Raw genomic sequence first — 23,712 nt, 5'->3', positions numbered from 1 at the left:
CCCTCCGCCGCTCGCCCCCACCTACACCAAAACCCCTTTACCAAACCAAACCGAAAAAAACACCCGGTGCGGAACACACAAGGGGGGGGGGGGGGGGGCCCTTCCCCCCCCCCCCCCCCCCCCCCGCGTCTGTGTTTTCCCTGCCGTTCCCCAGCGGCGGCGCCCGCTTCGGTGGCAGTCTGCTCGACATCAGACACGCAGAGAGATCGCTGCACGACAGAAGAAGGCGGAGGTGCCGTTCCCGTGGCGTCCAATGTCAATCCCACCGTCCGACGCCGCCGAGTGGGCATGGAGTTGCGCAAGCTCCGCGAGGACAAGGGCATGACGGCCGAACAGGTCGCCGAGCGCCTCCTCGTCTCCCAGTCGAAGATCAGCCGGCTGGAGAACGGCCGCCGTTCCATCAGCCAGCGCGACGTCCGCGACCTGTGCGACGTGTACGAGGTCGAGGACCGCCGGCTCATCGACTCGCTCATGCAGATGGCCAAGGACTCCCGCCAGCAGGGCTGGTGGCACGCCTTCGGCGACATCCCGTACAGCGTCTACATCGGGCTGGAGACGGACGCCGCCAGCCTGCGCACGTACGAACCCCTGGTGATCCCGGGCCTGCTCCAGACCACGGAGTACGCCCAGTCCCTCGTCCGCGGCGCCTGGCCGGAGACCGCCCCGGCCGACGTGGACAAACGGGTCCAGGTCCGGATGCACCGCCAGAAGCGGCTCTCCGAGACCGACAACAACAACCCGGAGCTCGGGCCGCTGCGCCTGTGGGCGGTCATCGACGAGGCCGCGCTGCGCCGGCAGGTGGGTGACGCCCGGCTCATGACCCGGCAGCTGGAGTACTTGATAGAGCAGTCGGAGCAGCCGCACGTCACCGTGCAGGTGATGCCCTTCTCGCTGGGCGCCCACCCCGGGGTCAACGGGCAGTACGCGATCCTGGAGTTCCCGGACGCGTCCGACTCGACGGTCGTGTACATCGAGGGCGTGACGAGCGACCTGTACCTGGAGAAGGCCAACGACGTGCAGAAGTACAGCGTGATGTACGAACACCTGCGCGCGCAGGCCCTCAACGTCGACCAGACCCGTCAGTTCATCTCCGACATCATCGGCGAATACGCCAACAAGGGCGAATAGAGCGAATGGGTCGAATGGCTCCGTGATGCGCCGGGGGAGTGGCGAAGGGGTCGGTACGGTACACCGTCACTCCCCGGCCACATAAGGCCTGAATGGAATATGCCACTCGGTCGGGTGAACGCTTCCTTCACCTATCAGGAGCTGCCGGTAGCGTCGATCAGGTCAGCCGAAAATGGCCGACAAGACACCGGAACTACTCGCTCACCGGAGAGAAACATGGCTATTCGTCAGGGCGCCACGGACAACTGGATCAAGTCCTCCTACTCCGCCAACGGCGCCTGCGTCGAGGTCAAGTCCCCCGTCATGGAGGCCATCGCCGTCCGCGACTCGAAGGTGCAGGACGGTCCGTCCCTCACCTTCGCGCCCGGCTCCTGGACCTCCTTCGTCGCCGACGTCACCGAGGGCCGGCTGGGACGCCTCGCCTGAAGATCACGCCGCGTCCCAACCGCCCCTCCTACTGGAGCCCTCTCGACCGGTCCGCCGTCTTGGCCGAGGGGGCTCGGCCATGTCCGCGTACGGGCACGGAAACGGGCACGGAAACGGGCACGGAAACGGGCCCAGAAACGGGCGCGGCACCGGCCACCGGCACGCGCACCGGCACCGGCACCGCCACCGCCACCGTCACCGCAGCTGGTCGACGTACCGGTCCGTCCCCGGCACCGTGGGGATGAACGGCGCCACCAGCTCCACCCGCCCCAGCCCCGACCCGGCCACCTCGGCGTCCAGCCCCTGGAAGCGGTCCCAGCACTCCCGCGGATCGGCCTCCAGGAACCACAGCAGCGTGAGCCGGGTGTCCACCCCCTCGACCTGCTTGACGTACGTCATCCGGTCTCCGGGCAGCGGGGTGGGCCGGAAGACCGTCACCATCGCGGCCGGGGAGCCGTGCAGCCGCTTCGGCAGGGCGCGCGAGCGCAGCCACTCCAGCAACTCGCCCCGCTGCCCGGGCTCGTCGGCGTCGACGACCTGGACCACGAGGCCGGCGTACGGGTGGTCGAGGGCATGGAAGTCCCGCGGGCCGGCGGCACCGTCGCGGTAGACGGTGGCCGCGTGGTCCTGGAAGGCCGTGAAGACGTGGGTGCGGTCCTGGTAGACCCGGCCGTCGCGGTTCAGGCGCTTGTTGATGCCGACGGTCCACTTCATGTGCTCGTCGTAGCGGCCCTCGGTGACCCAGTACGTCGATATGTAGCAGCCCGCCGTGACCGGTTGGGCGACGGCCGACTTCTCCGGGTAGCGCAGCTCCTGGAGCTCGCGGGTGGCGACCCAGCGGCGGCCCGCGTACATCCAGGGCATGGCCATGGCGCCGGCGTAGTAGTGGTCGTCCTCGTACCAGCGGTTGTACGCGTACTCGTGGCCCGGGTGCGGTTCCACCATGGTGATCAGCGCGTGGCCGGGGCGGACGCCGTAGGGGCCGACGGACGCGAGCGCGGCGTAGTCGTCGACGCGGGTGTCCTGCTGCGGTTCCTGCTCTCCTGTCGTCATGGGAACGGTCTAGCTGATGCGACGTCAGATGGGGAGGGGTCCGCCCACCCGTCCACCACCTGATACATGCATGCCGTCTACAACTTCCCCGGCCTACGATGCGCGCACCCGTCTCCGGAGGAGCGCCCATGTCTGCTACCGCCCTGCCTGCCAACGGCGTTGTGCCCGCCGCCGTCGTGCCCGTCGCCGCCATGCCCGCCGCCGCTGTGCCCGTCGCCGCCGTGCCCGCGTCGCCGCCGCCCGCGTTCGCCTCCCGCGCGACCTCGGTCGAGGGTTCCTCCGTACGCGAGATCCTCGCGCTCACCGAACGCGCCGGGATCATCTCCTTCGCCGGTGGCCTCCCCGCTCCCGAGCTCTTCGACACCGAGGGCCTGCGGGCCGCGTACGACGCCGCCTTCGCGGTGTCGGCGCGGCGCGCGCTCCAGTACTCGACCACGGAGGGCGCACCGGAACTCCGCGCGGCCGTGGCCGCCCGCGCGACGGCGCGCGGCCTGCCGACCGACGCGGACGACGTCCTCGTCACCTCGGGCTCCCAGCAGGCCCTCACCCTCATCACCGCCGCCCTGATCGAACCCGGGGACGTGGTGCTGGTCGAGGACCCCACCTACCTGGCGGCGCTCCAGTGCTTCCGTCTGGCGGGAGCGCGGGTGGTGGCCGTGCCCTGCGACGGGGAGGGCATCATCCCCGAGGCCCTCGCGGACCTCGTGGCCCGTGAACGCCCGAAGCTGCTCTACACCGTCCCCACCTTCCAGAACCCGACGGGGCGCACCCTGCCGGCCGCCCGGCGTGCGGCGGTGGCGGGAATCGCGGCGCGCCTCGGGCTGTGGCTGGTGGAGGACGACCCGTACGGGGACCTCCGCTACGAGGGCTCCGACGTCCCGTGGCTCGCGGCGCACCCGGGGGCGGAGGACCGTACGGCCCTGCTCGGCAGCTTCTCGAAGATCATGGCGCCGGGACTCCGCCTGGGCTGGCTCCGGGCCCCGGCGGCCCTGCGCCGGGCCGCGGTGATCGCGAAGCAGGCCGCGGACCTCCACACCTCGACGGTGGACCAGCTCGCCGCGGCCCACTACCTGGCGACGACGGACCTGACCGCCCACATCGCCACGGTCCGCGCGGCGTACCGCGAACGGCGCGACGCCCTGCACGACGCCCTGAGCCGGACCCTCCCGGCCGACTGCGCGTGGACCCTCCCCGCGGGCGGCATGTTCATATGGGCCCGCCTGCCCGCGGAACACGACGCGACCGCCCTCCTCAAGACGGCGGTCACCCACGGCGTCGCCTTCGTCCCGGGAGCCCCCTTCCACGCCACCACGCCGGACCCCCGCACCCTCCGCCTCTCCTTCACGACCCACACCCCACCGGAGATCCGCCAGGGCGCGACCCGCCTGGGCCGCGCACTGGCGGAGTACAGCGGCACCTGAACACCCGGGCGGGGGGGCTGTTGCTTCTGCAACGGAATCCCGCCACGCCGGCACGGCGGCCGGATTCCGGTCAACTCACCGATCCAAGACCCTGTCGCTGCCAACACGAACACCCGGGAGACCGCACACCTGTCTCGATCTGTGCACTACCGAACAGTAAAGTTGGCCCACCCCACCCCCTCGTGCGAAGGTTCGTTCGATCGCGACGGACGGGGTGGGGATCCAGGTGGGGTTCGACGAGGAATGGGGTCGGCTGCGCGCCGATGCCGTTGAGCGGCACGCGGGTTCAAGGCCGTCGAGCCTGTCGAGGCCGTCGGATGTCGCCGCCGTCGGTTCGGTCGAGGCCGATCCGGTGGCGCAGGCGCGGGAAGCGGTGCTGGAGCGGCTGGCGGACTTCCGCAGCCGGGTCGTCCTGGTGCCGTTGGACGCGCGGGGCGGCCTGTGGGTGAAATTCTCGGTACGGCCAGAACAGGGTGACCCCAGCGGATTCGACCTTGGAGACATGACCTGGCGGGGAGAGCTCGGCGAGGCAAGCTCTGCCAGCCGACACCCCGATCAGGGAATGATGATCCACCTTTCGGTTGCCCAGCTTCTCGACACCGTGCGCGACCTGTTGGAGGGACGGACCGCTACCGCACGCTTCGTAGGCGTGGACAGTTCGTTCACATTGACCTTCAAAGCGATGAAGGCGGGAATCGGCGTGACATCCGGATCCCAAAAATTGGCAGTGGTCAGCCGCGCCGCACTGGCCACCGCCGTTCTCGGCGCAGCAGAGGAACTAGCCGACAACACCCTGGAAGCACTGCCCGCTCACGATGGCGTCCGAGACGATTACACGGCCGCTCTGAACCAATTCCGCAGCGTGGCACGACTGCTCTGAGCCGCCCCAGCGGCATCAGTAGGGAGACAGGGTTCACCGTTCGATGGCGTGTCTGTTGGGGCGGGCCGACATGGCGGGCATCAGCCCGGACGAAGTTCCTCGGGGTTCCTCCGGGGTTCCTCCGGATCGCCGAGGGCGGCTGGGAGGTCACTCCTCGCGGCGCGCACCTGCTGTCGGCGTTGAAGTCCGCTCCGGCGGGACCGTTCTCGGACGTGGTGCACGAGGAGTACACCGTCAACGGTCACGGAATGACCGACTACGATCTTCCGGCCTCCGGGGAGGAGCGGGAGTCGAGGCTGTTGCGGCGTTGCGTGGCGTACGCGAGCCGCTGTCTGCTCGTGCGGACGAACTCGACTCCTCCGTGGAGGTCTCCGCCTTCATCTCCCTGTCCTGCGGCGGCCTCGCCGGCGACCACCTCACGGCGACCGTCACCTTCTGCGGTGACCACCCGGAGTTCGCCCCTACTCGGCCGACCTGGAGGCGTTCGCAACCGAATCCCTTCTCAAGCTACGGCACACGGACGAGCCCCCGTGGAGCGTGTGACCGGTCTTCGGCACTCATCGGATCCCCACCCCTTCCCACCGTCGCGGCGGCCGCCTAACCTGACGAGCCGTCAGATATGTCGTGTGCTGGAGGGCGTCATGCTGTTGCGAGGGAAGACCGTGATCGTCTCCGGTGTCGGGGCCGGGCTGGGGCATCAGGTGGCCGCCGCCGTCGTGCGCGACGGGGGGAACGCCGTGCTCGGGGCGCGGACCGAGGCGAATCTCGCCAAGTCCGCCGCCGAGATCGACCCCGACGGGACGCACACCGCCTACCTGCCGACCGACATCGGTGACGAGCGGCAGTGCGAGGCCCTGGCCGAGCTGGCCCGCGCGCGGTTCGGGGGTGTGGACGCCGTCGTGCACGTGGCCGCCTGGGACTCGTACTTCGGTGGGCTGGAGGACGCCGACTTCGGGACCTGGCAGCAGATCATCGACGTCAACCTGCTGGGGACCCTGCGGATGACCCGGGCCGCTCTGCCCGCGCTCAAGGAGCGCGGCGGTTCGGTGGTCATCATCGGGACGCAGTCCGCGGTCGCCGCGCCCAACGAGGTGCAGCAGGCCGCCTACGCCGCCTCCAAGGGGGCTTTGACCTCCGCCATGTACTCCATGGCCCGCGAGCTCGGCCCGCACCGGATCCGCGTCAACACCGTGCTGCCCGGCTGGATGTGGGGGCCGCCCGTGCAGGCCTTCGTCACCTTCACCGCCCACACCGAGGGCGTCGCGGAGGCCGAGGTCCACGCCCGGCTGACCGAGCGCATGGCCCTGCCCGATCTCGCCACCGACGGGGACGTCGCCGACGCCGCCGTCTTCCTCGCCTCCGACCGGGCGCGGGCGATAACCGGCCAGTCCCTGCTGGTCAACGCCGGTGAGCTGATGAGATGAGCCGCTCCCGCCGCTGCCCCACCGCCGCCCCACCGCCGGAACTTCGGATCGTATGCTCGGCCCATGACCACTCCGAGTGACGCTCCGACCGACAACGCGATGCGCCGCGCGCTCCGGCGGGCGCGAGACGGCGTCGCGCTCGACGCGACCGAGGCGGCCGTGCTCCTCCAGGCGCGCGGCGAGGCCCTGCGGGACCTCGCCGCGTCCGCCGCACGCGTAAGGGACTCCGGGCTCGCCGCCGCCGGGCGGCCCGGTGTCATCACGTACTCGCGCAAGGTCTTCATCCCGCTCACCCGCCTGTGCCGCGACCGGTGCCACTACTGCACCTTCGTGACCGTGCCCGGCAAGCTCCGCAAGGCCGGCCACGGCCTGTACCTCTCTCCCGACGAGGTCCTCGACATCGCCCGCCAGGGCGCGGCGATGGGCTGCAAGGAAGCGCTGTTCACCCTCGGCGACCGCCCCGAGGACCGCTGGCCCGAGGCCCGCGAGTGGCTGGACGCGCACGGCTACGACGACACCCTCGCTTACGTCCGCGCCATGGCGATCCGCGTCCTGGAGGAGACGGGGCTGCTCCCGCACCTCAATCCCGGCGTCATGTCCTGGTCCGACCTCCAGCGCCTCAAGCCGGTCGCGCCGAGCATGGGCATGATGCTGGAGACCACCGCCACCCGCCTGTGGTCCGAGCCGGGCGGCCCCCACCACGGCTCCCCCGACAAGGAACCGGCCGTACGGCTGCGGGTGCTGGAGGACGCGGGGCGCTCGAACGTCCCGTTCACCACCGGGGTGCTGATCGGCATCGGCGAGTCGTACGAGGAGCGGGCCGAGGCCTTCTTCGAGCTCCGCCGGATCCAGCGCAGCTACCACGGCATCCAGGAGGTCATCGTCCAGAACTTCCGCGCCAAGCCGGACACGGCCATGCGCGGCATGCCGGACGCGGAGCTGGAGGAGCTGGCCGCCGCCATCGCCGTCGCCCGCCACATCCTGGGCCCGAGCGCCCGCATCCAGGCCCCGCCGAACCTGGTGGACGCCGAGTACGCCCTGCTCATCGGCGCCGGCATCGACGACTGGGGCGGGGTCTCGCCGCTGACCCCCGACCACGTGAATCCCGAGCGCCCCTGGCCGCACATCGAGGAGCTGGCCGAACGCACCCGGGCCGCCGGCTTCGAGCTGTGCGAACGCCTCACCATCTATCCGGAGTTCCTGCAGCGCGGCGAGCCGTGGCTGGATCCCCGCCTGCTGCCGCACGTACGGGCGCTGGCCGACCCGGAGACCGGGCTCGCCGACGAGAGCGCCACCGTCGAGGGGCGGCCCTGGCAGGAGCCCGACGAGGGGTTCGTCGCCTACGGGCGCACCGACCTGCACACCGCGATCGACTCCGAGGGCCGCACCGGCGACCGCCGCGAGGACTTCGACCACGTGTACGGCGACTGGGAGGCCCTGCGCGAGGCGGCGGCTCCCGGAATGGTGGCCGAGCGCATCGACACCGACGTACGCGCCGCCCTCGCGCAGGCCGCGGACGATCCGACGAAGCTGACCGACGCGCAGGCGCTCGCGCTGCTGCACGCGGACGGCCCGGCCCTCGACGCGCTGTGCCGGATCGCCGACGACCTGCGCAAGTCGGTCGTGGGCGACGACGTCACCTACATCGTCACGCGGAACATCAACTTCACCAACGTCTGCTACACCGGCTGCCGTTTCTGCGCCTTCGCGCAGCGCCGCACGGACGCCGACGCGTACACGCTGTCGCTGGACCAGGTCGCGGACCGCGCGGCCCAGGCCTGGGACGTCGGCGCGGTCGAGGTGTGCATGCAGGGCGGCATCCATCCGGACCTGCCCGGGACGGCGTACTTCGACATCGCGCGCGCGGTGAAGGAGCGGGTCCCCGGCATGCACGTGCACGCCTTCTCCCCGATGGAGGTCGTCAACGGGGCCACGCGGACGGGGATGTCCGTACGGGACTGGCTGACGGCGGCCAAGGAGGCCGGGCTGGATTCCATCCCGGGCACGGCGGCGGAGATCCTCGACGACGAGGTCCGCTGGGTGCTCACGAAGGGGAAGCTGCCGACGGCGGACTGGATCGACGTCATCACGACGGCGCACGAGCTCGGCATCCGGTCCTCGTCGACCATGATGTACGGGCACGTGGACCAGCCGCGGCACTGGCTCGGCCACTTCCGCACCCTGGCCCGCATCCAGCAGCAGACCGGTGGTTTCACGGAGTTCGTGACGCTCCCCTTCATCCACACCAACGCGCCCGTGTACCTGGCGGGCATCGCCCGGCCCGGCCCGACGGTCCGCGACAACCGCGCCGTGACGGCGATGGCGCGGCTCCTGCTCCACCCGCACATCACGAACATCCAGACGAGCTGGGTGAAGCTGGGCGCGGAGGGCGCGGCCGAGATGCTCCGCTCCGGGGCCAACGACCTGGGCGGGACGCTGATGGAGGAGACCATCTCCCGTATGGCGGGGTCGGGTTACGGCTCGTACAAGTCCGTCCAGGACCTGATCGCCGTCGCGGAGGCGGCCGGGCGGCCCGCGAAGGCCCGTACGACGCTGTACGGGGAGGTGCCGCGGGAGCGGCAGGACGCGGCGCGCGCCTCGGACGGGCACCTGCCGGAGCTGCTGCCCGTACTGGACTGACGGCGGCGCGCGGTGCCCGGCCGGTGTGGCGTCCGGCCGGGCCCGCGCGTACTCCTGCCGGCCGTCAGCCGACGAGCAGGTCCTTCTTGAGCCGGCGCAGCTCGCGGGAGTCGATGCCGAGGCCGTCCTTCAGGTAGCGGTCGAAGGAGCCGTACGTGGCCTTGACCTCGTCGTAGCCGGAGTTGAGGTACTCGGGGCGCACGTCGAGCAGCGGCTTGTAGACGGCGGCCTGCTGGGCGGGCAGGTGGGAGAGGGCTGCGTCGTTGGCGGCCTTGCGGTAGTCGTTGCTGGCGAGGTAGTCGGCCATGACGGTCTCGCTCGGCACGCCGAGGGCGGTCAGCAGGGAGGCGTTGGCCCAGCCGGTGCGGTCCTTGCCCGCGGTGCAGTGGAAGAGGACCGAGCGGCGGTGGTCGTCGCGCATCCCGTCGAAGACCTGGGTGTACGCCTTCTTGCCGCCGTCGCCGCTGACCATCGCCTTCTCGGCGTCGACCATGGCCTTGACGGCCTCGTCGGGGGTCTTGGGCAGGGTCTGGAAGGAGCCGGAGCCGGCGAAGACGTCGGCGACGACGTAGGTGGCGCCGGCCGGGACCCGGTCGGCGTCCTTGGTGCGCTCGTCCTCCATCCGCAGGTCGAAGACGGTCTTGACGCGCAGGCGCTCCAGCTTGGCCAGGTCGTTCGCGGTCAGCTTGTCGAGGGCGTCGGAGCGGTAGATCTCGCCCATCTTCACCCACTGGCCGGTGGTGGTGCGGTAGCCGCCGGCGTCGCGGAAGTTGACCGCGCCGTCGAGCGTGATCTGGCGGTCGGCGAGGCGCAGGCCGCCACCGCGCTCCGGCTTGAAGTCGAACCACTGGCGGTCGGCGGCGGGCAGCCCCCTGACCACGGCCCGGCCCTCGGCGCCGCCCTTGGCGACGACCTTGCCGTTCGCCTTGATCTCGACACGCTTGGTGCCACGGGCCTTCCACTGCAGGGTGAACGACCCGCCGGCGCCGGCGGTGACGGTGGCCTCGGTGAAGGGGATGGCGGGACGGTCGTCGCGGTGGCCGGCCCACGGGAGGTGGTCCGGGCCGGTGGCGGTGGCGGCGGGGGCCACGACCAGGGAAGCGGTGAGTGCGGCGGCGACGGCGGTCGCGGCGAGGAGGGCCTTCTTCATGCGTTCGAGGCTCAGCGGCTCCGGAGAACGTCGGATGAACGAGGCGTGGCCGAAACCAACCGGCTCGAAGGCAGATGGCAAAACGTGCCATGAGCCAGGTCGCGGCTGGAAGTGTTCGCAATCTGGCCGTTCTTTGATCACTTACGGGCCTCTTGGCAAACCACTTCCGGATTCGATCGAAGCTGTCTACTACAGTGCGGGTTTCGCATGCGCGGCAGATACGAGTGCGGTGCCGGGCGCCGCGCATCGGGTGAAGTGGTCAGCGGGGGCGGGGTGCCGGGGGTGGACGAAGTGATCGGTACGAACAGCGGAACGGGGCCCGGACCCGAAGCCGGACGCGCCCAGCCCGGCCCCGCGACAGGCCCCCTGGCCAGGTTCCCGGCCGGCCCGCCACCCTTCCCCGCACCGCCCGCCGAGCCGGCGGACCACCCCGTGGCCGGGTTCACCGGCGGAGCCATGGCAGGACCCGTGGCCGGAGTCCCGGCAGGACCGGCGCCCGTGCCCGGACCGGGCCCGGAGGCGGGGTTCGTCGCCGCGCCCGCGCCCGGACCGGGACAGCTGGGCGTACCCGCCGCACCGTTCGCCGGACCTGCTGGACCCGTCGGACACGCCGGACCCGATTACATGCCCGCACCTATGGGCCTGGCAGGGCCCGCGGGCGTACCCGCCGCACCCGTGGTCGGCTTCGAACCCGTGGCAGGGCCCCTGGCCGGGATCCCGGCCGGACCCCCGCCCTTCCCCGCACCTGTCACCGAGCCCGCGGCGGGCCCCGCGGCCGGACACGCGTCCGCACCCGCCGTAGCCGGACCCGCCGGGTACGGGGCCCGGTTCGCCGCCGAGCCCCCGGCCGGCGCCGGGCCCGCGGGGCAGGGAGCGGCCCCCGCAGGCGAACACCCGGCCGGACCGCCCGCGCCCATGGGCGGAACCGGGCACACGGGTGCGCCCGTAGCCGGGCAGGCGGCCGGCGACGGCCCCGCCGGGCACGGACAAGGGCACGGGCACGGGCACGTGCAAGGGCACGCCCCCGCGGCCGGACACGGGCCCGCGGGCCAAGGAGTGGCCGAGCCCGCCGCAGGCGAGGGGCGGACGCTCGGCCGCGCCGTCGTCACCGGGCTGTGGGGCCGCATCGAGCAGCAGGACTTCCGCAGCCGTGTCCGCGGCACCCTCCTCGGCTCCGCGCTCGGCGACGCCCTCGGCGCGCCCCTCGACGGCCTCACCCTCGACGGCATCCGCGCGGCCCACGGGCCCGACGGCCTGACCGCGCCCGCGCCCGCCCTCGGCCGCCGCGGCCGGGTCACCGCCGCCACCCAGCTCACCCTCTTCACCGTGGACGGGCTGATACGGGCCCACGTACGCCGGGACACCGGCGCCTGGCACCCGCCCACCGACATCCACCGCGCGTACCTGCGCTGGGCCGCCACCCAGAGCGACTGGGGCCCCGACGAGCGCCGCAAGGACAACGGCTGGCTCGCGCAGGAGGAGTGGCTCTACGCCCGCCGCGCCCCGGGCCGCGCCTGCCTGACCGGCTTCGCCGACGAGACCCTCGGCACCCTCGACCAGCCCAAGAACCCCACCGCCCGCGACGCGGCCGCCGCCGCCCGTTCGGCCCCCTTCGGGCTGCTCGTCGGCTGGGAGCCGGCCCTCGTCCTCCAGCTCGCCGTCGAGTGCGCCGCGCAGAGCCACGGCCACCCGACCGCCTCCCTCTCGGCCGGCGCCCTCGCCGTCATCGTCCACGGCCTGACCCGCGGCGACTCCCTCGACGCCGCCGTCCAGCGGGCTTTGGGCCTGCTGGGAGCCCGCCCCGGCCACCAGCCCGTCACGGACGCCCTCCAGCGCGCCCTGTCGGCCGTCACGCAGGGCTCGCCCGGCCCCCGGGCCGTCGAAACCCTCGGCCGGGCAGCCGGCAGCCCCGACACCCACGGCCGGGACGGCCGCAGCCCCGACGGCCACGGCCCGGACGCCCACGGCCCCGACGCCGCCGACGCACTCTCCGTCGCCGTCTACTGCGCCCTCGTCGCCGAGGACACCGCCCACGGCCTGCGCCTCGCCGTCAACCACGGCGGCGACTCCACCGCCGCCGGCGCCCTGTGCGGGGCCCTGCTCGGCGCCCTCCACGGCGAGACGGCCCTCCCGGCCGCCTGGCTCGCCGAGCTCGAAGGCCGCGCCACGCTGCTGGAGATCGCCGAGGACTTCGCCCTGGAGATGACCCAGGGCCCGACCCTCCACAGCCCCGCGGAGGCCTCCCCCGGCTGGCTGGCCCGGTACCCGCGCGGCTGACGCCCGGCCGCCGCACGGCCGAAGCGCGACCCCGCCACCTGACGCCCCCTCAACAATCGCGGTTCCAGCCCGTACCGTTGCGGGTCCCACGTCTCGGAGGTGCCAGTACCCATGCGGATCGCCACGACCATCTTCCTCACCGACCGCACCATCTCCCCCGTACGCCTGGCCCGCAGCCTGGAGGAGCGCGGCTTCTCCGGCCTCTACCTCCCGGAGCACACCCACATCCCGGTCGCCCGCGACACCGCCGCGCCCATGGGTGGCGAACTCCCCGAGATGTACGGCCGCACCCTCGACCCCTTCGTGGCCCTCGGCCAGGCCGCGGCCGTGACCGAGCGCCTGCACCTCGGCACCGGCATCACCCTCGTCGCCCAGCACGACCCGATCGACCTCGCGAAGCAGGTCGCCACCCTGGACCACCTCTCCGGCGGCCGTTTCACCCTGGGCATCGGCTACGGCTGGAACGTCGAGGAGGCCGCCGACCACGGCGTCGAGTGGCCCACCCGCCGCGAGCTGGTCCGCGACCGCATGGCCCTGATGCGCGCCCTGTGGGCCCCGGAGCCCACGGCGTACGTCGGCCAGTACTGCTCCGTCCAGGCCAGCAACGCCCACCCCAAGCCGGTCCAGGCCCCGCGCGAACTCGCCCCCGGCGTCCCCCTGCACGGCCCCCGCACCCTGATCGGCGGCGCGGCCGGCCCGAAGCTCTTCGCCGCCATCGCCGACCACGCCGACGGCTGGCTCCCGATCGGCGGCGGCGGCCTCACCGAGACGCTCCCGGTGCTGCGCCAGGTCTGGGAGACCGCCGGACGCGACCCCAAGTCCCTCCAGGTGGTCCCGTACGCCGTCCAGCCCAGCCCCGGCAAGCTGAGCCACTACGCCGACCTGGGCATCGAGGAGGTCGTCCTCCAGCTGCCCTCGGCGCCGAAGGCGCAGGTGCTGCGCACCCTGGACGAGTTCGCCCAGTACCTCTGAGCCCTTGGCCGCTCTGAGCCCTTGGGCCCTCCCGGCCCTTGAACCCTCCGGGCTCGCCCGCCCGGCCGCTGCGTAGGCTCGGGCGGACCGCACACGGGGCTCGGAGGAGGGCGACATGGACACGGCCGGCACGGCCCGGACAACCGGACACCCGGGGAAGGCGGCCCCACCGCGGGCCCGGCGCACACGGAACTCCCTGTTCTGGGCCGCGCTCGTCGCCGGGGGCGCCACGCTGGGCGGCTTCGTCTCCCAGTTCCCGTACGGCTTGCTGTACGTCGGCGTGCTCGTCGTCCTCGCCGCGGCCGGACTCGGCGCGGGCGTCGCCGGCTCGTACTGGAACCGGGCGGGAGCCGCCACCCTCGTGGGCTTCGGCGCCATGGCGCTCGGCGTCTTCGCCGGGTCCAACCTGAACGAGTCGTACCTGAAGGTGCTCGGCGAACGGGTGGACGCGGTGGTCACGGAGTCCCGCGAGTACACCAACTCCAAGGGTGACGCCCGCTTCTACTGCCGCGTCGTCGAGCCCTCGGGCGAGAGCCACGAGCTCGACGCCATCCGCAACTGCTACGCGCAGGTGGCGCCGGGAGGGCACGTCGTCCTCTTCAAGGACCGGCTCGGCGGCCTCGACCCCTGGATGGAGACCACCGGCAGCCGCGCCCTCGACCCGCTGGGCCTGGGCATCACCGGCGGCCTGTTCCTCCTCATCGGCGGCACGATGTTCACCGCCGGTCAGCGCCGCCGCTCGGACCAGGAGGTCGACGAGCTGCGCCGCCGCAGATACGGTCGGCCCGGTCGGTCACGGGAGTAGCCCGCCGAAATCCCCTCGACGGCCGCCGCTCACCCCGCCGACCATGACGCCATGACGAACCGGGCAACCGACGCCGAAAGCCAGTGGCAGGCCCTCCCGGCCGGGATCCGGACGCAGGCCGACGGGTACGTCCTCCAGGACAGGAGCCTCCAGGCGACCCGGCTCGTATGGGAGGCCGGCCGCGCCCACGGCGTCGGCCTGCGGGAGGCGCAGAAGATCGTCCATCTGCGCTACCTGCACTTCGGCGACCGGGTGGCCCGTACGCCCGACTCGCCCCTCGACCTGGAGTCGCTCTCCGCCCTCGCGCACGGCATCAGCGGCCGCGTGGTGGCGATCGAGGCCGTCTGGGACGGCGACACCGTCCACGACTGGTTCGTGAACCTACTGGCGATCACGGACGAGCCCGCCGGGGAGAAGTGCCTGGCCACGATCTACTGGGGCACGGCCGTACGCGCCCTGGACGGCGCCGCCGAGGGCTCGCTCCACCCCTCGGCAGCCGCCGCGACGCACGCGGGCGGCGCCCTGGCCACCCACCTCGGCGTACGGTTCCACTTCGCCAGCCCGGACACCCCGGACGACGACGCGCCGCGCTGGCGGCCCTGACCCGCGCCTACGTCCGATGGCACGCCCGGCGGGCCAGCTCGGCCCAGACCGTCTTGCCGATCAGCCGGTCCGTGACGCCCCAGCCGGCGGCGACGGCCTCGACGATACGGAGGCCGTAGCCCGATTCGGCCTGGTAGGCGTGCGGCAACGGGGTGGGGCGGCGGTCGCGCCGGGCGTCGGACACCTCGACGCGCAGGGCGTTCTCCAGCAGCGTGAGCTTGAGCTCGAAGTCCCGCCCGGGAACGCGGCCGTGGGTGACGGCGTTGGCGGCGAGCTCGGCCACGAGGAGCCCGGCGTCGGCGGACAGCCCGGTGGATTCGGGAAAACCCCAGTCGTGCAGCTCGACGAGGGCCAGCTGGCGGGCGAGGCGGGCCCCGCGCCGGGTGGAACTGAAACGCTGAGTGAACACGCGTACGAGGGCCTGGGCGGAGCCAGGGGGTGTGGTCATGGCGCCAACGTCCCGCCTGACCTGGGCTGTTCAACACCACCCGGACTCGTACAAACCAACTGTACGAGTCCACCCTCTGGACAGTGGTGGTCACCGTGCGTGAGTCTTCACGTCGGGGAGGTGACCGCCATGGTGAGTGCCGACGACAGCGGTGACGGCGAGGTCGAACCGGACGACGACCTGCGCAGCTTCGGCGAGACGGTGAAGGCCTCCCGCAAACGGGCCGGCGTGACGCAGGAACAACTGGCCGTGAGGATCGGCTACTCGGTCCAGTACGTCGGCTCGGTCGAGCAGGGCCGCCGGCATCCGTCCCGGAAGTTCATCAGCAAGACCGAGGCCGCCCTGGACACCTTCGGCGTCATCGACATCGCGGCGAAGCGGCTGTCCCGGCGGCGGGGCCTGGCGTCGTGGTTCCGCCGGTGGGCGGAACTGGAGGAGGGGGCCGTCATCCTCAATACGTACGAGTGCCGGTCCGTTCCGGGTCTGCTTCAGCCTGAGGCCTACGCCCGTGCCCTTGTGGACGACGTCCTGCCGCCGCCCACCTTTGAGGAGGTTGAGGCTCGCATCGCGGCCCGGCTGGAGCGACAGCAACTGCTGTCCCGCACTCCGTACACGGTCTTCAGTTTCATCATCGACGAGGCGGTGATCCTGCGGCAGACCGGCGGACCTGAGGTGACCCGCCAGCTGATCGACCACCTGCTGGAGTGCAGCCGCCTGCCCAACGTGGACCTGCAGATCATGCCGCTGGTCAGCCCGGACCACGCGGGCCTCGGAGGCCCCTTCCGTCTCCTGGAAACCCAGGACCACGAATGGGTGGGTTACAGCGAGGGACAGCAGTCGGGCCGCGTCCTGAATGACCCGAAAGACCTGAGCCTCCTCCACCTGCGGTATGCCAAACTTCGCATCCAGGCCCTCAATCCTGCGGACAGCAGGGCCCTATTGATGCGAATGCGAGGATCCCTGTGAACAGCTCTCAGCTGCGATGGTTCAAGAGCAGTTACAGCAGCGGTGACGGCGACGACTGCGTCGAGGTCGCCGCCTGCACGGACGCGGTCCACATCCGGGACTCCAAGGTGACGGCCGGCCCCGAGCTCGCCGTGACGCCCGCGAGCTGGGACGCCTTCCTCGACGGGATCACGGCGGGCTAGCGGCGGAGAGGCGCCGGGGTCAGGCCGCCCGTGGAGGGGGGAGGGTTTGCCCACCCTCCCCCGTCCGACCGTCCGCGGCCCGACGGTTCCACCCGCTCGGCCGGGTGGAACGGGTGACGCGCTCAGCTCATCAGCGGCGAGCCGGCCAGCTGCCAGGTGACGGGGCCCTTGTTGTCGCCCTCGATGTCGAAGACGACCGTCGCGTCGCCGGACCACTGCTTGTTCGGGTCCAGGGTGGCCGACGGGGTCAGACAGGTGAACTTGCCCTCCGTCACCGAGTTGATGTTGGCCGTGAGGTCACAGGTCTTGGTGGTGACCGCGGCGTCGGTGCCGCCCGGCACACGGCTCTCCAGCCGCGTCGTCACCTTGAACGAGGTGTAGCGCTTGCTGGTCATGTCGGACTGACCGTCATTGATGAAGGCCCAGTTGACGGTCACCTTCCCGCGGACCTTGTTGTCCGGGAGCGCCTCGACGCAGGTCGGCGCGTGCAGCTGCGCCTCGGGGATGACGCCGGGCATCGAGTTGACCCAGCCGTTGGCGGTGGCGGACGAGCAGGTCTGCGCCGCGCTGGCGGACTGCGAGACGGAGATGACGCCCGAGAAGGCGACGGCGGCAGCGGCGACCGCGGACGCGCGGAAGAGGTTCTTGTTCATGATGTGTTTCCCCCATGTGAGTGGGGGCCGATCTTAGGCCGCAAGATCGCATCCCCGCGTCATCATTTTCGCAGGTCAGATGCCATGTGGCTGATACTCGCCCCCTGCTCGGATCCAGGGGAATCGACGCCGGGACCGTACCGCGCAGGCGGGAAGCGGGTGCCGGGCCACAAGTGGAATTCGGACACGGCGGACTCGGGTCAATTACTGGCCAAAGCTTCGGCGTGGCTGAACTTCCGGCGTCCTGCCCGGGTTTCGTACGCTGCCGCACATGATCGATTCACGTACGCATGTCCGCGTCGCCCGGCCCTCCCTCGACCTGAAGGCCGCCGAACGCTTCTACGTCGACGGGCTCGGCCTGGAGGTGCAGTGGCGCACCACCGGGAGCGCGCCCGGGGAGCACGACCTGCTGATGGTCGGACCGGCCGGCGGCGGCTGGCACTTCGAGCTGACCCGTGACGCCTCGAACCCGATCCTGCCCGTGCCCACCGTCGACGACCTCTTCGTCCTCTACCTCGGCGAGACGCCCGACGAGGCCCTGGTGCAGCGGCTCGTCGAGCACGGCGGGACGCGGGTGGCCGCCCACAACCCGTACTGGGACGAGTGGGGGGTCACCATCGAAGACCCCGACGGCTACCGGCTGGTGCTCTGCTCCCGCACCTGGGGCTGAGCGGCCGGGGCGGCCGGGACGGCCTCTGCGGCCAGGGCGGCCTCCTGGGCGTCGATGACCTCGTCCCAGTGCTCCCGGGTCCACTCGCACGCCGCGTCGAGCGGGCCCAGGAGGCCGCGGCCGACCGGGGCGAGGGCGTACTCGACGCGGCGTTGGGGCCGGCGGGCGCGTCGGACGGGCGGTCACCGCCGAGGCCCGGGCGCGCGGGTACGAGGTCACGGAGGCGGGCCGGACCGACGGTGACGTGACCTCGGCGGCGGACGTGGCGCGGCTGGTGGCCGGGCACGACGCGGCGGTGGTGGTCGCGGTGTACGACGCGCAGGCGGCTCCCGGGGCGTTCTTCCCCGCCGTCGGCCGGGCGCTGGCGGCGGGGCTCCCGCGAGCCGGGGTACGGCGGCTGGTGGCGGTCGGGCTGGCCTCCGTACTGCCCAGGGCGTCGGGGGCGCCGCTGATGGACACGCCGGGCTATCCGCAGGAGTGGCGGGAGTTCTACGCCGGCCACGCGGCCGGGACCGACGCGCTGCGGGCGCAGGCTCCGGCGGGGCTGGACTGGGCGGTGCTGAGCCCGGCCGGGGACTTCGCGGAGGGCGGTGGCGCGGCGGCCGGCGGGTACGGCTTGGCTCCGGCGGACGCCGCGAGCCGGATCAGCCACGCGGACTTCGCCCGGGCCGTGGTGGACGAGGCCGGGTCGCCGTCGCTGCACCGGACGCACACGGGGGTGGCCCCGGCATGACCGCCGCACCGCCCACCGGGCCCGCGACGGCGACGGCGACCGACAGCCCGAACGCCTGGGTCGCCGCGCACATCCGCCGCTTCGAGGAGACCGCCGGGCAGCCCCGCCCGGGGATCTCGGACCTGCTGCTGACCACGCGGGGCCGGCGGTCGGGGCTGCTCCGCCGCACCGCGCTCGCCTACGTCCGGCACGGGGCGGCGTACGTCCTGACGGCCTCCAACGCGGGCGCGGACCGGCACCCGGCCTGGTACCTGAACCTGGCCGCCGACCCGGCCGTCACCGGCCAGGTCGGCGCGGAGGCCTTCCCGGCGGCGGCCCGCCGCTCCACCCCGGCCGAGGCGGAGCGGCTGTGGCCGGTGGTGGTCGCCGCGATGCCCTCGTACGCGGCCTACGGCGAGGCGACGGCCCGCGAGATCCCGCTGGTCCTGGTCACCCGTACCGGCCGGGGCGGGGTCACTTGACCGACGGGGTCTTGGGGAGGGTGTGCAGGGGTGCCTTGAGGGAGGAGTCGGTGGCCCCCGCGGCGGTGCCGGCGGCGGAGGTGGTCACCGCGACCGCCGTCTTCGCGTCCTGGACGGTCTGGGCCGGGTGGTCGACGATGTCGACGACCCGGCCGACGACCGGGGGCGCCTGACCGGCGGGCTCGTCGGCGTGCGCGGCGACGGGGGTGAGTGCGAGGGCGGCGCCACCGGTGACGACCAGGGCGGCGAGGGTGCGCTTCATGGCGTTCATGCCCGGCCCAACGACTCCCCCACACCCCGGGTCACCGCCCGACCCCTACGAGGAGTGACTCCAGCACATCCACCACCTCGCAGATACACCCCATGAGCCAGACGCCCGACCGCCCGGTGCGGGCCGCCCGCTGGGACGACCCCATCCGAGCGGGCGGAGATCGACCGCGGCGCAGCCGAGATGATCGCTGTCGTCCGCGCGCACCGCCTGGCAGAGGTACGCAAGCGGCAGCACACGACGCAGGTCCAGGTGGCGGAGGCCATGGGAGTCACCCAGACACGGGTCTCCCGGATCGAGAACGGCGAGCTGGAGCGTAGCGAGGTCGAGACCCTGGCCGCCTATGTCCGCGCCCTCGGCGGCAAGCTGAAGATCGTGGCCGAGTTCGGGGACGAGCAGTACGTCCTCGGGTGACCGAGCGGTGCCCGGAACGCCGGCGGCCCCGGATCGGGGGGGATCGATCCGGGGCCGCGGGGATGACTCAGCGGGTGTGCGCGGGGGGCGCGGGGGTGGTCAGTCCTCGACCACCAGGGCCGGGGTGGACTTCGTCAGGACCTGGCCGCGGAAGAAGGCGGGGCTGCGGCGCTCGGTGACGAACATGATGACCAGGCCGAGGGCCAGCAGGCCGACGCCGATGACGAAGACGTTGCCGACGCCGAGGCCGGGGATGGTGGAGCCGGAGCCGTAGGCCGGGTCCCAGGCGTCGTAGAGGGTCTTGAAGAAGACCGCGGCCAGCAGCAGCCCGCCGAGGACCGGGAAGACGCCCTTGAAGAGCAGGTCGCGGGTGGAGCGGCGCAGCTCGGCGCGGAAGTACCAGGCGCAGGCGAAGGCCGTCAGCGAGTAGTAGAAGCAGATCATCAGGCCGAGCGCGAAGATCGTGTCGGTCAGGACGTTCTCGCTGACCAGGGTCATCACCGTGTAGAAGGCTCCGGTGGCGACGCCCGCCATGACGGTGGCGCGGCCCGGGGTCTTGAACTTCGGGTGGACCTTGGCGTAGGAGGGCGGCAGCGCCTCGTACGTCGACATGGCGAGGACCGTGCGGGCCACCGGGATGAAGGTGGTCTGCAGGGACGCCGCGGCGGAGGCGAGGACGGCCACGAAGAGCAGGATGCCGAGCACGGGGCCCATGACGGGGCCGGCGAGGGCCGCGAAGACGTTGCCGGAGGTCTCCTCGTTGGCGAGGCCCAGGCCTTCGCCGCCCGCGCCGACGGCCATCTGCGCGGCGACGCCGGTGGCGAGGTAGGAGCCGACCAGGACGACCATGGCGATGAGCGAGGCGCGGCCGGGGGTCTTCGTGGAGCCGGTGGTCTCCTCGTTGGTGGCCAGGCACGCGTCCCAGCCCCAGTACATGAAGATCGAGAGCGAGAGTCCGGCGGTGAAGGCCGCCATGGACTCGACCGCGAAGGGGTTCATCCAGGACCAGGAGAAGTCCAGGCCGGTGTCGAAGGTGCCGGCGGAGGCCTTCTGGAAGGCCATCGCGACGAAGATGGCGAGCACGACGAGCTGGAGGCCGACCAGGGCGTACTGGACGCCCTTGGTGGCGGTCATGCCGCGGTAGCTGATGGCGGTCGCGACGGCGATCAGCGTCAGACAGGTGGCGATGTGGACGAGCTTGTTGTCGTCCAGGGCCGCGACCGATTCGTTGCCGGTGATCTCACCGGCCAGCAGCCAGAAGTACGAGGTGGCGACGCCCGCGAGGTTGGAGAGGACGATGATCGTGGCGATCACCAGGCCCCAGCCGCACATCCAGCCGATCCGCGGGCCGAAGGCCTTGACGGTCCAGGTGAAGGAGGTGCCGCAGTCCGGCATGGCCTTGTTGAGCTCGCGGTACGCGAAGGCGACCAGCAGCATCGGGAGGAAGCCGGCGAGGAAGATGGCCGGCATCTGCATGCCGACCTCCCCGGCGGTGGAGCCGAGGGTCGAGGTCAGGCAGTAGACGGGGGCGACGGTGGAGATGCCGATGACGGCGCTTCCCACGAGGCCGACGGAGCCCTTGCCGAGGCCCTTGCCGCGAACGTCGCCCTCGGCGACGCCGCTTACCGTGTCTCCGGCCTGAGGCCGAACGTCCAGCTGAGTCATGGGTCAGGACGTTAGATGGTGCGTTTTCCATATCTGGACGATCGAAGTCCGGAATCCGCGCACCCCGAACGCCTTGGAAACCCGAGGCCGACGCGGTTAACGCGCTCTTAATAGAAGGTTCACCTCGACCTCCGACCATGGTTCAGCAGGCTCCCAGGAGAAGCTTTCAGGATGCGGAAACCGCAGCCATGTCCGTTTTAGGCGTTTTCAAACTTTCCCGCGCGAGTTTTTCTCCCCTGGTTTGCCGCGGACATGATCACCGCCCTAGAGTCGCCGCCATTCAAGGTCATTTACCGGGGGACACAGGAAACATGCGTTTCAAGCCACTGATCATCACCGTTTCGGCCACCGCGGCCCTGCTCTCCCTCACCGGCTGCGGAGGCGGCGACAACCCGCCGCTCGGCGGCGTCGGCGGGGATTCCGTCGCGGCGGACGCGAACGGCGCCGCCAACGGCACCGGCGACGGCGGTCCCAACGAGGGCACGCTGGACAACCCGACGAAGAACGGCGGCGTCAACGGCAGCGCCCCCAAGGACGGGACGGCGTTCCAGAAGCTCCCCAAGGCGGCGACCATGGCCGCGGCCGCCCGCTTCGTCAACGGATTCACCCCGTGCGACCCGATCAAGGCCGTCCCCGCGGGCAGCGTATCGAGCTCGGGCCCGGACGAGAAGTTCCTCCAGTCCGGCACCGTCACCGAGCGCGGTACCTGCGGCAGCAGAGGCCGCACCAGCATCTACATGATCAAGGACGCGAAGGCCTTCCAGACCGCCTTCAAGGCCGAGGTCGCCGCGCAGGAGGGCGGAAACCGCAACAGCGGCATCGTCATCGGGCAGGACTTCGCCATGGGTTCCGAGAGCTCGGACGCCATGAGCGCCCTGCTGACCCCGCAGGCCGGGCTGCTGATGCTGAACTGCCACGCGGACTTCAACCCGCCGAGCGGCTTCCGGAAGGAACCGGCCCTGGTGAAGGGCTGCGTCCTCACCGACTACTACGTGGACTGAACGACGGCGCCCGCCCAGCCCGATCCCCTCGGCGCCGACCAGCCTGCCGGTTGGGACGGGGTCGGGTGTGTGCCGGGGTGATCCCCGCAGGGCGCCGAACGCACTACCGCCGAAGGCTCCGACCCCTCGCCACGTTCGGCGCCCGAGGAGACGCCCCGGCGCGCGCCCGCCCCCGGCACAACCGGCCCCACCCGAGACGGTCCGAGCGGCGCAGCCAACCGGCGCCCGACCCCGGCACAACCGGCCCCACCCGAGACGGCCCGAGCGGCGCAGCCAACCGCCCCCGGACCGGGCCCGCATCAGCGAGACTGTCCCCATGCCCACGGCCGATGAGCTCCTCAGCGCGGAAACCGTCAACACCCTGGCCCGGCTGCTCGCCAGGGCAGGCGGCCGGGCCGCGCCCGCCCTGCGCGCCCGCGCCGACGCCCTCGACGGGCTGACGTACAGCGGCCGCGTCGGCGCCGTCCGCGACGCCGTGCTCGCCGACCTCCCCGACGACTGGCCCGGCTTCGAGGCCGTCGTCCGCACCGCCCTCGCCGACCCGGGCTTCGAGGGCTGGATGACCTTCCCCGTCAACGAGGCCGTCGCCGTCCGCGGGCTGGAGGTGTTCGAGCCCGGGCTGGCGCTGCTGCACGACCTCACCTCCCGGCTGACCGCCGAATCCGCCGTACGGCCCTTCCTGCGCGCCGACGCGGCCCGCGCCCTGGCCGTCGTACGGACGTGGACGGACGACCCCGACCCGCACGTACGGCGCCTCGCCAGCGAGGGCACCCGGCCCCGGCTGCCGTGGGCCCCGCAGCTGCCCGCCTTCGTCGCCGACCCGCGCCCGGCCCTGCCGGTGCTGGACGCCCTCTACCGCGACGAGTCCGAGTACGTCCGCCGCTCCGTCTCCAACCACCTCAACGACATCAGCCGGGACCACCCCGCGCTCGCCGTCGAGACCGCCGGCCGCTGGCTGACCGGACCCACCGGGACGACGGACCGCGTCGTACGCCACGGACTGCGCACCCTGATCAAGGCCGGCCGGCCCGAGGCGCTGACCCTGCTCGGGCACTCCCCGGACGTGCCGGTCACCGTGCGCGGGCCGGTGCTCTCCACCCCGCGGGTCGCCGTCGGCGCGTACCTCGTCTTCGACTACGCGGTCACCAACACCGGCACCCTCCCGGCCGAGCTCGTCGTCGACTACGTCGTGCACCACACGAAGGCGAACGGCACCCGCACCCCCAAGGTCTTCAAACTCCTCACCCGCGCCCTGGCCCCCGGCGAAACCCTCAGCGGCACCAAGCGGCACTCCTTCAAGCCGATCACCACCCGCCGCTACCACTCCGGCGAGCACCTGGTGCAGCTCCAGGTCAACGGACGGGTCCGCGGCGAGGCCGCATTCACGTTGGACGCGCCCTGACCCGGGCTGGCAGGCACCGCGGGCTCAACCGGGACGACCAAGAGCGCACCGGCCGGTGCCCGGCCCCGTC

At 72.2% G+C, this 23,712-nt stretch carries 22 protein-coding genes and 2 pseudogenes; 18 read left to right on the top strand and 6 right to left on the bottom strand.

What is annotated here, in order from left to right; all coding sequences use genetic code 11:
• Positions 1–243: 243 nt before the first annotated feature.
• Together ACZ4VT_RS29040 and ACZ4VT_RS29035 are read left to right on the top strand one after the other, a co-directional pair.
• Complete coding sequence (locus ACZ4VT_RS29040) at positions 244–1,128, top strand: helix-turn-helix domain-containing protein (protein WP_467954035.1); 885 nt, start codon at positions 244–246, stop codon at positions 1,126–1,128.
• Between the two features lie 216 nt (positions 1,129–1,344).
• On the top strand, positions 1,345–1,554 hold the full coding sequence (locus ACZ4VT_RS29035) for a DUF397 domain-containing protein (RefSeq protein WP_030706854.1): 210 nt from the start codon (positions 1,345–1,347) through the stop codon (positions 1,552–1,554).
• A 195-nt stretch (positions 1,555–1,749) separates the two neighbouring features.
• Here the strand turns inward: ACZ4VT_RS29035 and ACZ4VT_RS29030 are convergent, their stop codons facing one another.
• Positions 1,750–2,607: a hypothetical protein gene (locus ACZ4VT_RS29030; protein WP_467954033.1), complete on the bottom strand. Its 858-nt coding sequence runs from the start codon at positions 2,605–2,607 to the stop codon at positions 1,750–1,752.
• A gap of 191 nt (positions 2,608–2,798) precedes the next feature.
• On the opposite strand from ACZ4VT_RS29030, the gene ACZ4VT_RS29025 reads away from it, so the two are divergent.
• From ACZ4VT_RS29025 to ACZ4VT_RS29010, 4 genes are all read left to right on the top strand, one after another.
• Positions 2,799–4,028, top strand: a complete 1,230-nt coding sequence (locus ACZ4VT_RS29025; RefSeq protein WP_467954051.1) for an aminotransferase-like domain-containing protein — start codon at positions 2,799–2,801, stop codon at positions 4,026–4,028.
• Between the two features lie 226 nt (positions 4,029–4,254).
• Positions 4,255–4,908 (top strand): hypothetical protein, encoded by a 654-nt coding sequence (locus ACZ4VT_RS29020; RefSeq protein ID WP_467954031.1) that lies wholly within the window; start codon positions 4,255–4,257, stop codon positions 4,906–4,908.
• Positions 4,909–5,549: 641 nt separating this feature from the next.
• Entirely contained in the window at positions 5,550–6,332 is a 783-nt protein-coding gene (locus tag ACZ4VT_RS29015; RefSeq protein WP_467954029.1) for an SDR family oxidoreductase, read from the top strand.
• A gap of 63 nt (positions 6,333–6,395) precedes the next feature.
• Positions 6,396–8,972: a bifunctional FO biosynthesis protein CofGH gene (locus tag ACZ4VT_RS29010; RefSeq protein WP_467954027.1), complete on the top strand. Its 2,577-nt coding sequence runs from the start codon at positions 6,396–6,398 to the stop codon at positions 8,970–8,972.
• Positions 8,973–9,036: 64 nt separating this feature from the next.
• On the opposite strand, the gene ACZ4VT_RS29005 is transcribed toward ACZ4VT_RS29010, so the two are convergent.
• Positions 9,037–10,122 (bottom strand): tyrosine-protein phosphatase, encoded by a 1,086-nt coding sequence (locus ACZ4VT_RS29005; RefSeq protein WP_467954025.1) that lies wholly within the window; start codon positions 10,120–10,122, stop codon positions 9,037–9,039.
• Positions 10,123–11,235: 1,113 nt separating this feature from the next.
• Between ACZ4VT_RS29005 and ACZ4VT_RS29000 the strand changes: the two genes are divergently transcribed.
• The 4 genes from ACZ4VT_RS29000 (at position 11,236) to ACZ4VT_RS28985 (ending at position 14,779) form a co-directional block, all read left to right on the top strand.
• Positions 11,236–12,399: an ADP-ribosylglycohydrolase family protein gene (locus ACZ4VT_RS29000; protein WP_467954049.1), complete on the top strand. Its 1,164-nt coding sequence runs from the start codon at positions 11,236–11,238 to the stop codon at positions 12,397–12,399.
• A gap of 111 nt (positions 12,400–12,510) precedes the next feature.
• Positions 12,511–13,371 (top strand): TIGR03619 family F420-dependent LLM class oxidoreductase, encoded by an 861-nt coding sequence (locus tag ACZ4VT_RS28995; RefSeq protein ID WP_467954023.1) that lies wholly within the window; start codon positions 12,511–12,513, stop codon positions 13,369–13,371.
• 115 nt (positions 13,372–13,486) lie between these two features.
• Complete coding sequence (locus tag ACZ4VT_RS28990) at positions 13,487–14,176, top strand: hypothetical protein (RefSeq protein ID WP_467954021.1); 690 nt, start codon at positions 13,487–13,489, stop codon at positions 14,174–14,176.
• A gap of 51 nt (positions 14,177–14,227) precedes the next feature.
• Entirely contained in the window at positions 14,228–14,779 is a 552-nt protein-coding gene (locus ACZ4VT_RS28985) for a hypothetical protein (protein ID WP_467954019.1), read from the top strand.
• A 7-nt stretch (positions 14,780–14,786) separates the two neighbouring features.
• Here the strand turns inward: ACZ4VT_RS28985 and ACZ4VT_RS28980 are convergent, their stop codons facing one another.
• Positions 14,787–15,227, bottom strand: coding sequence for an ATP-binding protein (locus ACZ4VT_RS28980; protein ID WP_467954017.1), 441 nt, complete (start codon positions 15,225–15,227; stop codon positions 14,787–14,789).
• A gap of 129 nt (positions 15,228–15,356) precedes the next feature.
• Between ACZ4VT_RS28980 and ACZ4VT_RS28975 the strand changes: the two genes are divergently transcribed.
• Positions 15,357–16,193, top strand: a complete 837-nt coding sequence (locus tag ACZ4VT_RS28975; protein ID WP_467954015.1) for a helix-turn-helix domain-containing protein — start codon at positions 15,357–15,359, stop codon at positions 16,191–16,193.
• Positions 16,190–16,375 (top strand): DUF397 domain-containing protein, encoded by a 186-nt coding sequence (locus ACZ4VT_RS28970; protein WP_467954013.1) that lies wholly within the window; start codon positions 16,190–16,192, stop codon positions 16,373–16,375. Before ACZ4VT_RS28975 ends, ACZ4VT_RS28970 begins: the two co-directional genes overlap by 4 nt.
• A 122-nt stretch (positions 16,376–16,497) precedes the next feature.
• On the opposite strand, the gene ACZ4VT_RS28965 is transcribed toward ACZ4VT_RS28970, so the two are convergent.
• Positions 16,498–17,028 carry a hypothetical protein gene (locus tag ACZ4VT_RS28965; RefSeq protein ID WP_362806408.1) on the bottom strand — a complete coding sequence of 177 codons (531 nt, stop codon included), beginning with the start codon at positions 17,026–17,028 and terminating at the stop codon, positions 16,498–16,500.
• A 271-nt stretch (positions 17,029–17,299) separates the two neighbouring features.
• Here ACZ4VT_RS28965 and ACZ4VT_RS28960 point away from each other — a divergent pair, with 271 nt between their 5' ends.
• From ACZ4VT_RS28960 to ACZ4VT_RS28950, 3 genes and pseudogenes are all read left to right on the top strand, one after another.
• Complete coding sequence (locus tag ACZ4VT_RS28960; RefSeq protein ID WP_365472856.1) at positions 17,300–17,698, top strand: VOC family protein; 399 nt, start codon at positions 17,300–17,302, stop codon at positions 17,696–17,698.
• A 166-nt stretch (positions 17,699–17,864) separates the two neighbouring features.
• A pseudogene (locus tag ACZ4VT_RS28955) lies at positions 17,865–18,431 on the top strand (NAD(P)-dependent oxidoreductase); the annotation flags it as partial.
• Positions 18,428–18,892 carry a nitroreductase/quinone reductase family protein gene (locus ACZ4VT_RS28950; RefSeq protein ID WP_467954011.1) on the top strand — a complete coding sequence of 155 codons (465 nt, stop codon included), beginning with the start codon at positions 18,428–18,430 and terminating at the stop codon, positions 18,890–18,892. The pseudogene ACZ4VT_RS28955 and the gene ACZ4VT_RS28950, both read left to right, overlap by 4 nt.
• Here ACZ4VT_RS28950 and ACZ4VT_RS28945 read toward each other — a convergent pair.
• A complete protein-coding gene (locus tag ACZ4VT_RS28945; protein ID WP_467954009.1) occupies positions 18,885–19,163 on the bottom strand; it encodes a hypothetical protein in 279 nt (92 codons plus the stop codon). The genes ACZ4VT_RS28950 and ACZ4VT_RS28945 overlap by 8 nt on opposite strands.
• A gap of 153 nt (positions 19,164–19,316) precedes the next feature.
• On the opposite strand from ACZ4VT_RS28945, the pseudogene ACZ4VT_RS28940 reads away from it, so the two are divergent.
• Positions 19,317–19,574 (top strand): annotated as a pseudogene (locus tag ACZ4VT_RS28940) (helix-turn-helix domain-containing protein); the annotation flags it as partial.
• A 99-nt stretch (positions 19,575–19,673) separates the two neighbouring features.
• On the opposite strand, the gene ACZ4VT_RS28935 reads toward ACZ4VT_RS28940, so the two are convergent.
• Positions 19,674–21,239, bottom strand: a complete 1,566-nt coding sequence (locus ACZ4VT_RS28935) for an APC family permease (protein ID WP_467954008.1) — start codon at positions 21,237–21,239, stop codon at positions 19,674–19,676.
• Positions 21,240–21,550: 311 nt separating this feature from the next.
• Here ACZ4VT_RS28935 and ACZ4VT_RS28930 point away from each other — a divergent pair, with 311 nt between their 5' ends.
• Entirely contained in the window at positions 21,551–22,240 is a 690-nt protein-coding gene (locus tag ACZ4VT_RS28930) for a hypothetical protein (protein ID WP_467954006.1), read from the top strand.
• 316 nt (positions 22,241–22,556) lie between these two features.
• The gene (locus ACZ4VT_RS28925) at positions 22,557–23,642 is read left to right on the top strand and encodes a DNA alkylation repair protein (RefSeq protein WP_467954004.1); all 1,086 of its coding nucleotides are present in this window, start codon (positions 22,557–22,559) and stop codon (positions 23,640–23,642) included.
• The last annotated feature ends 70 nt before the right edge of the window (positions 23,643–23,712 follow it).

The sequence above is a fragment of the Streptomyces sp. NPDC029164 genome (assembly GCF_055563995.1).
The sequence above is the reverse complement of the archived record's forward strand: the minus strand, read 5'-3'. Positions and strand labels throughout refer to the sequence as shown.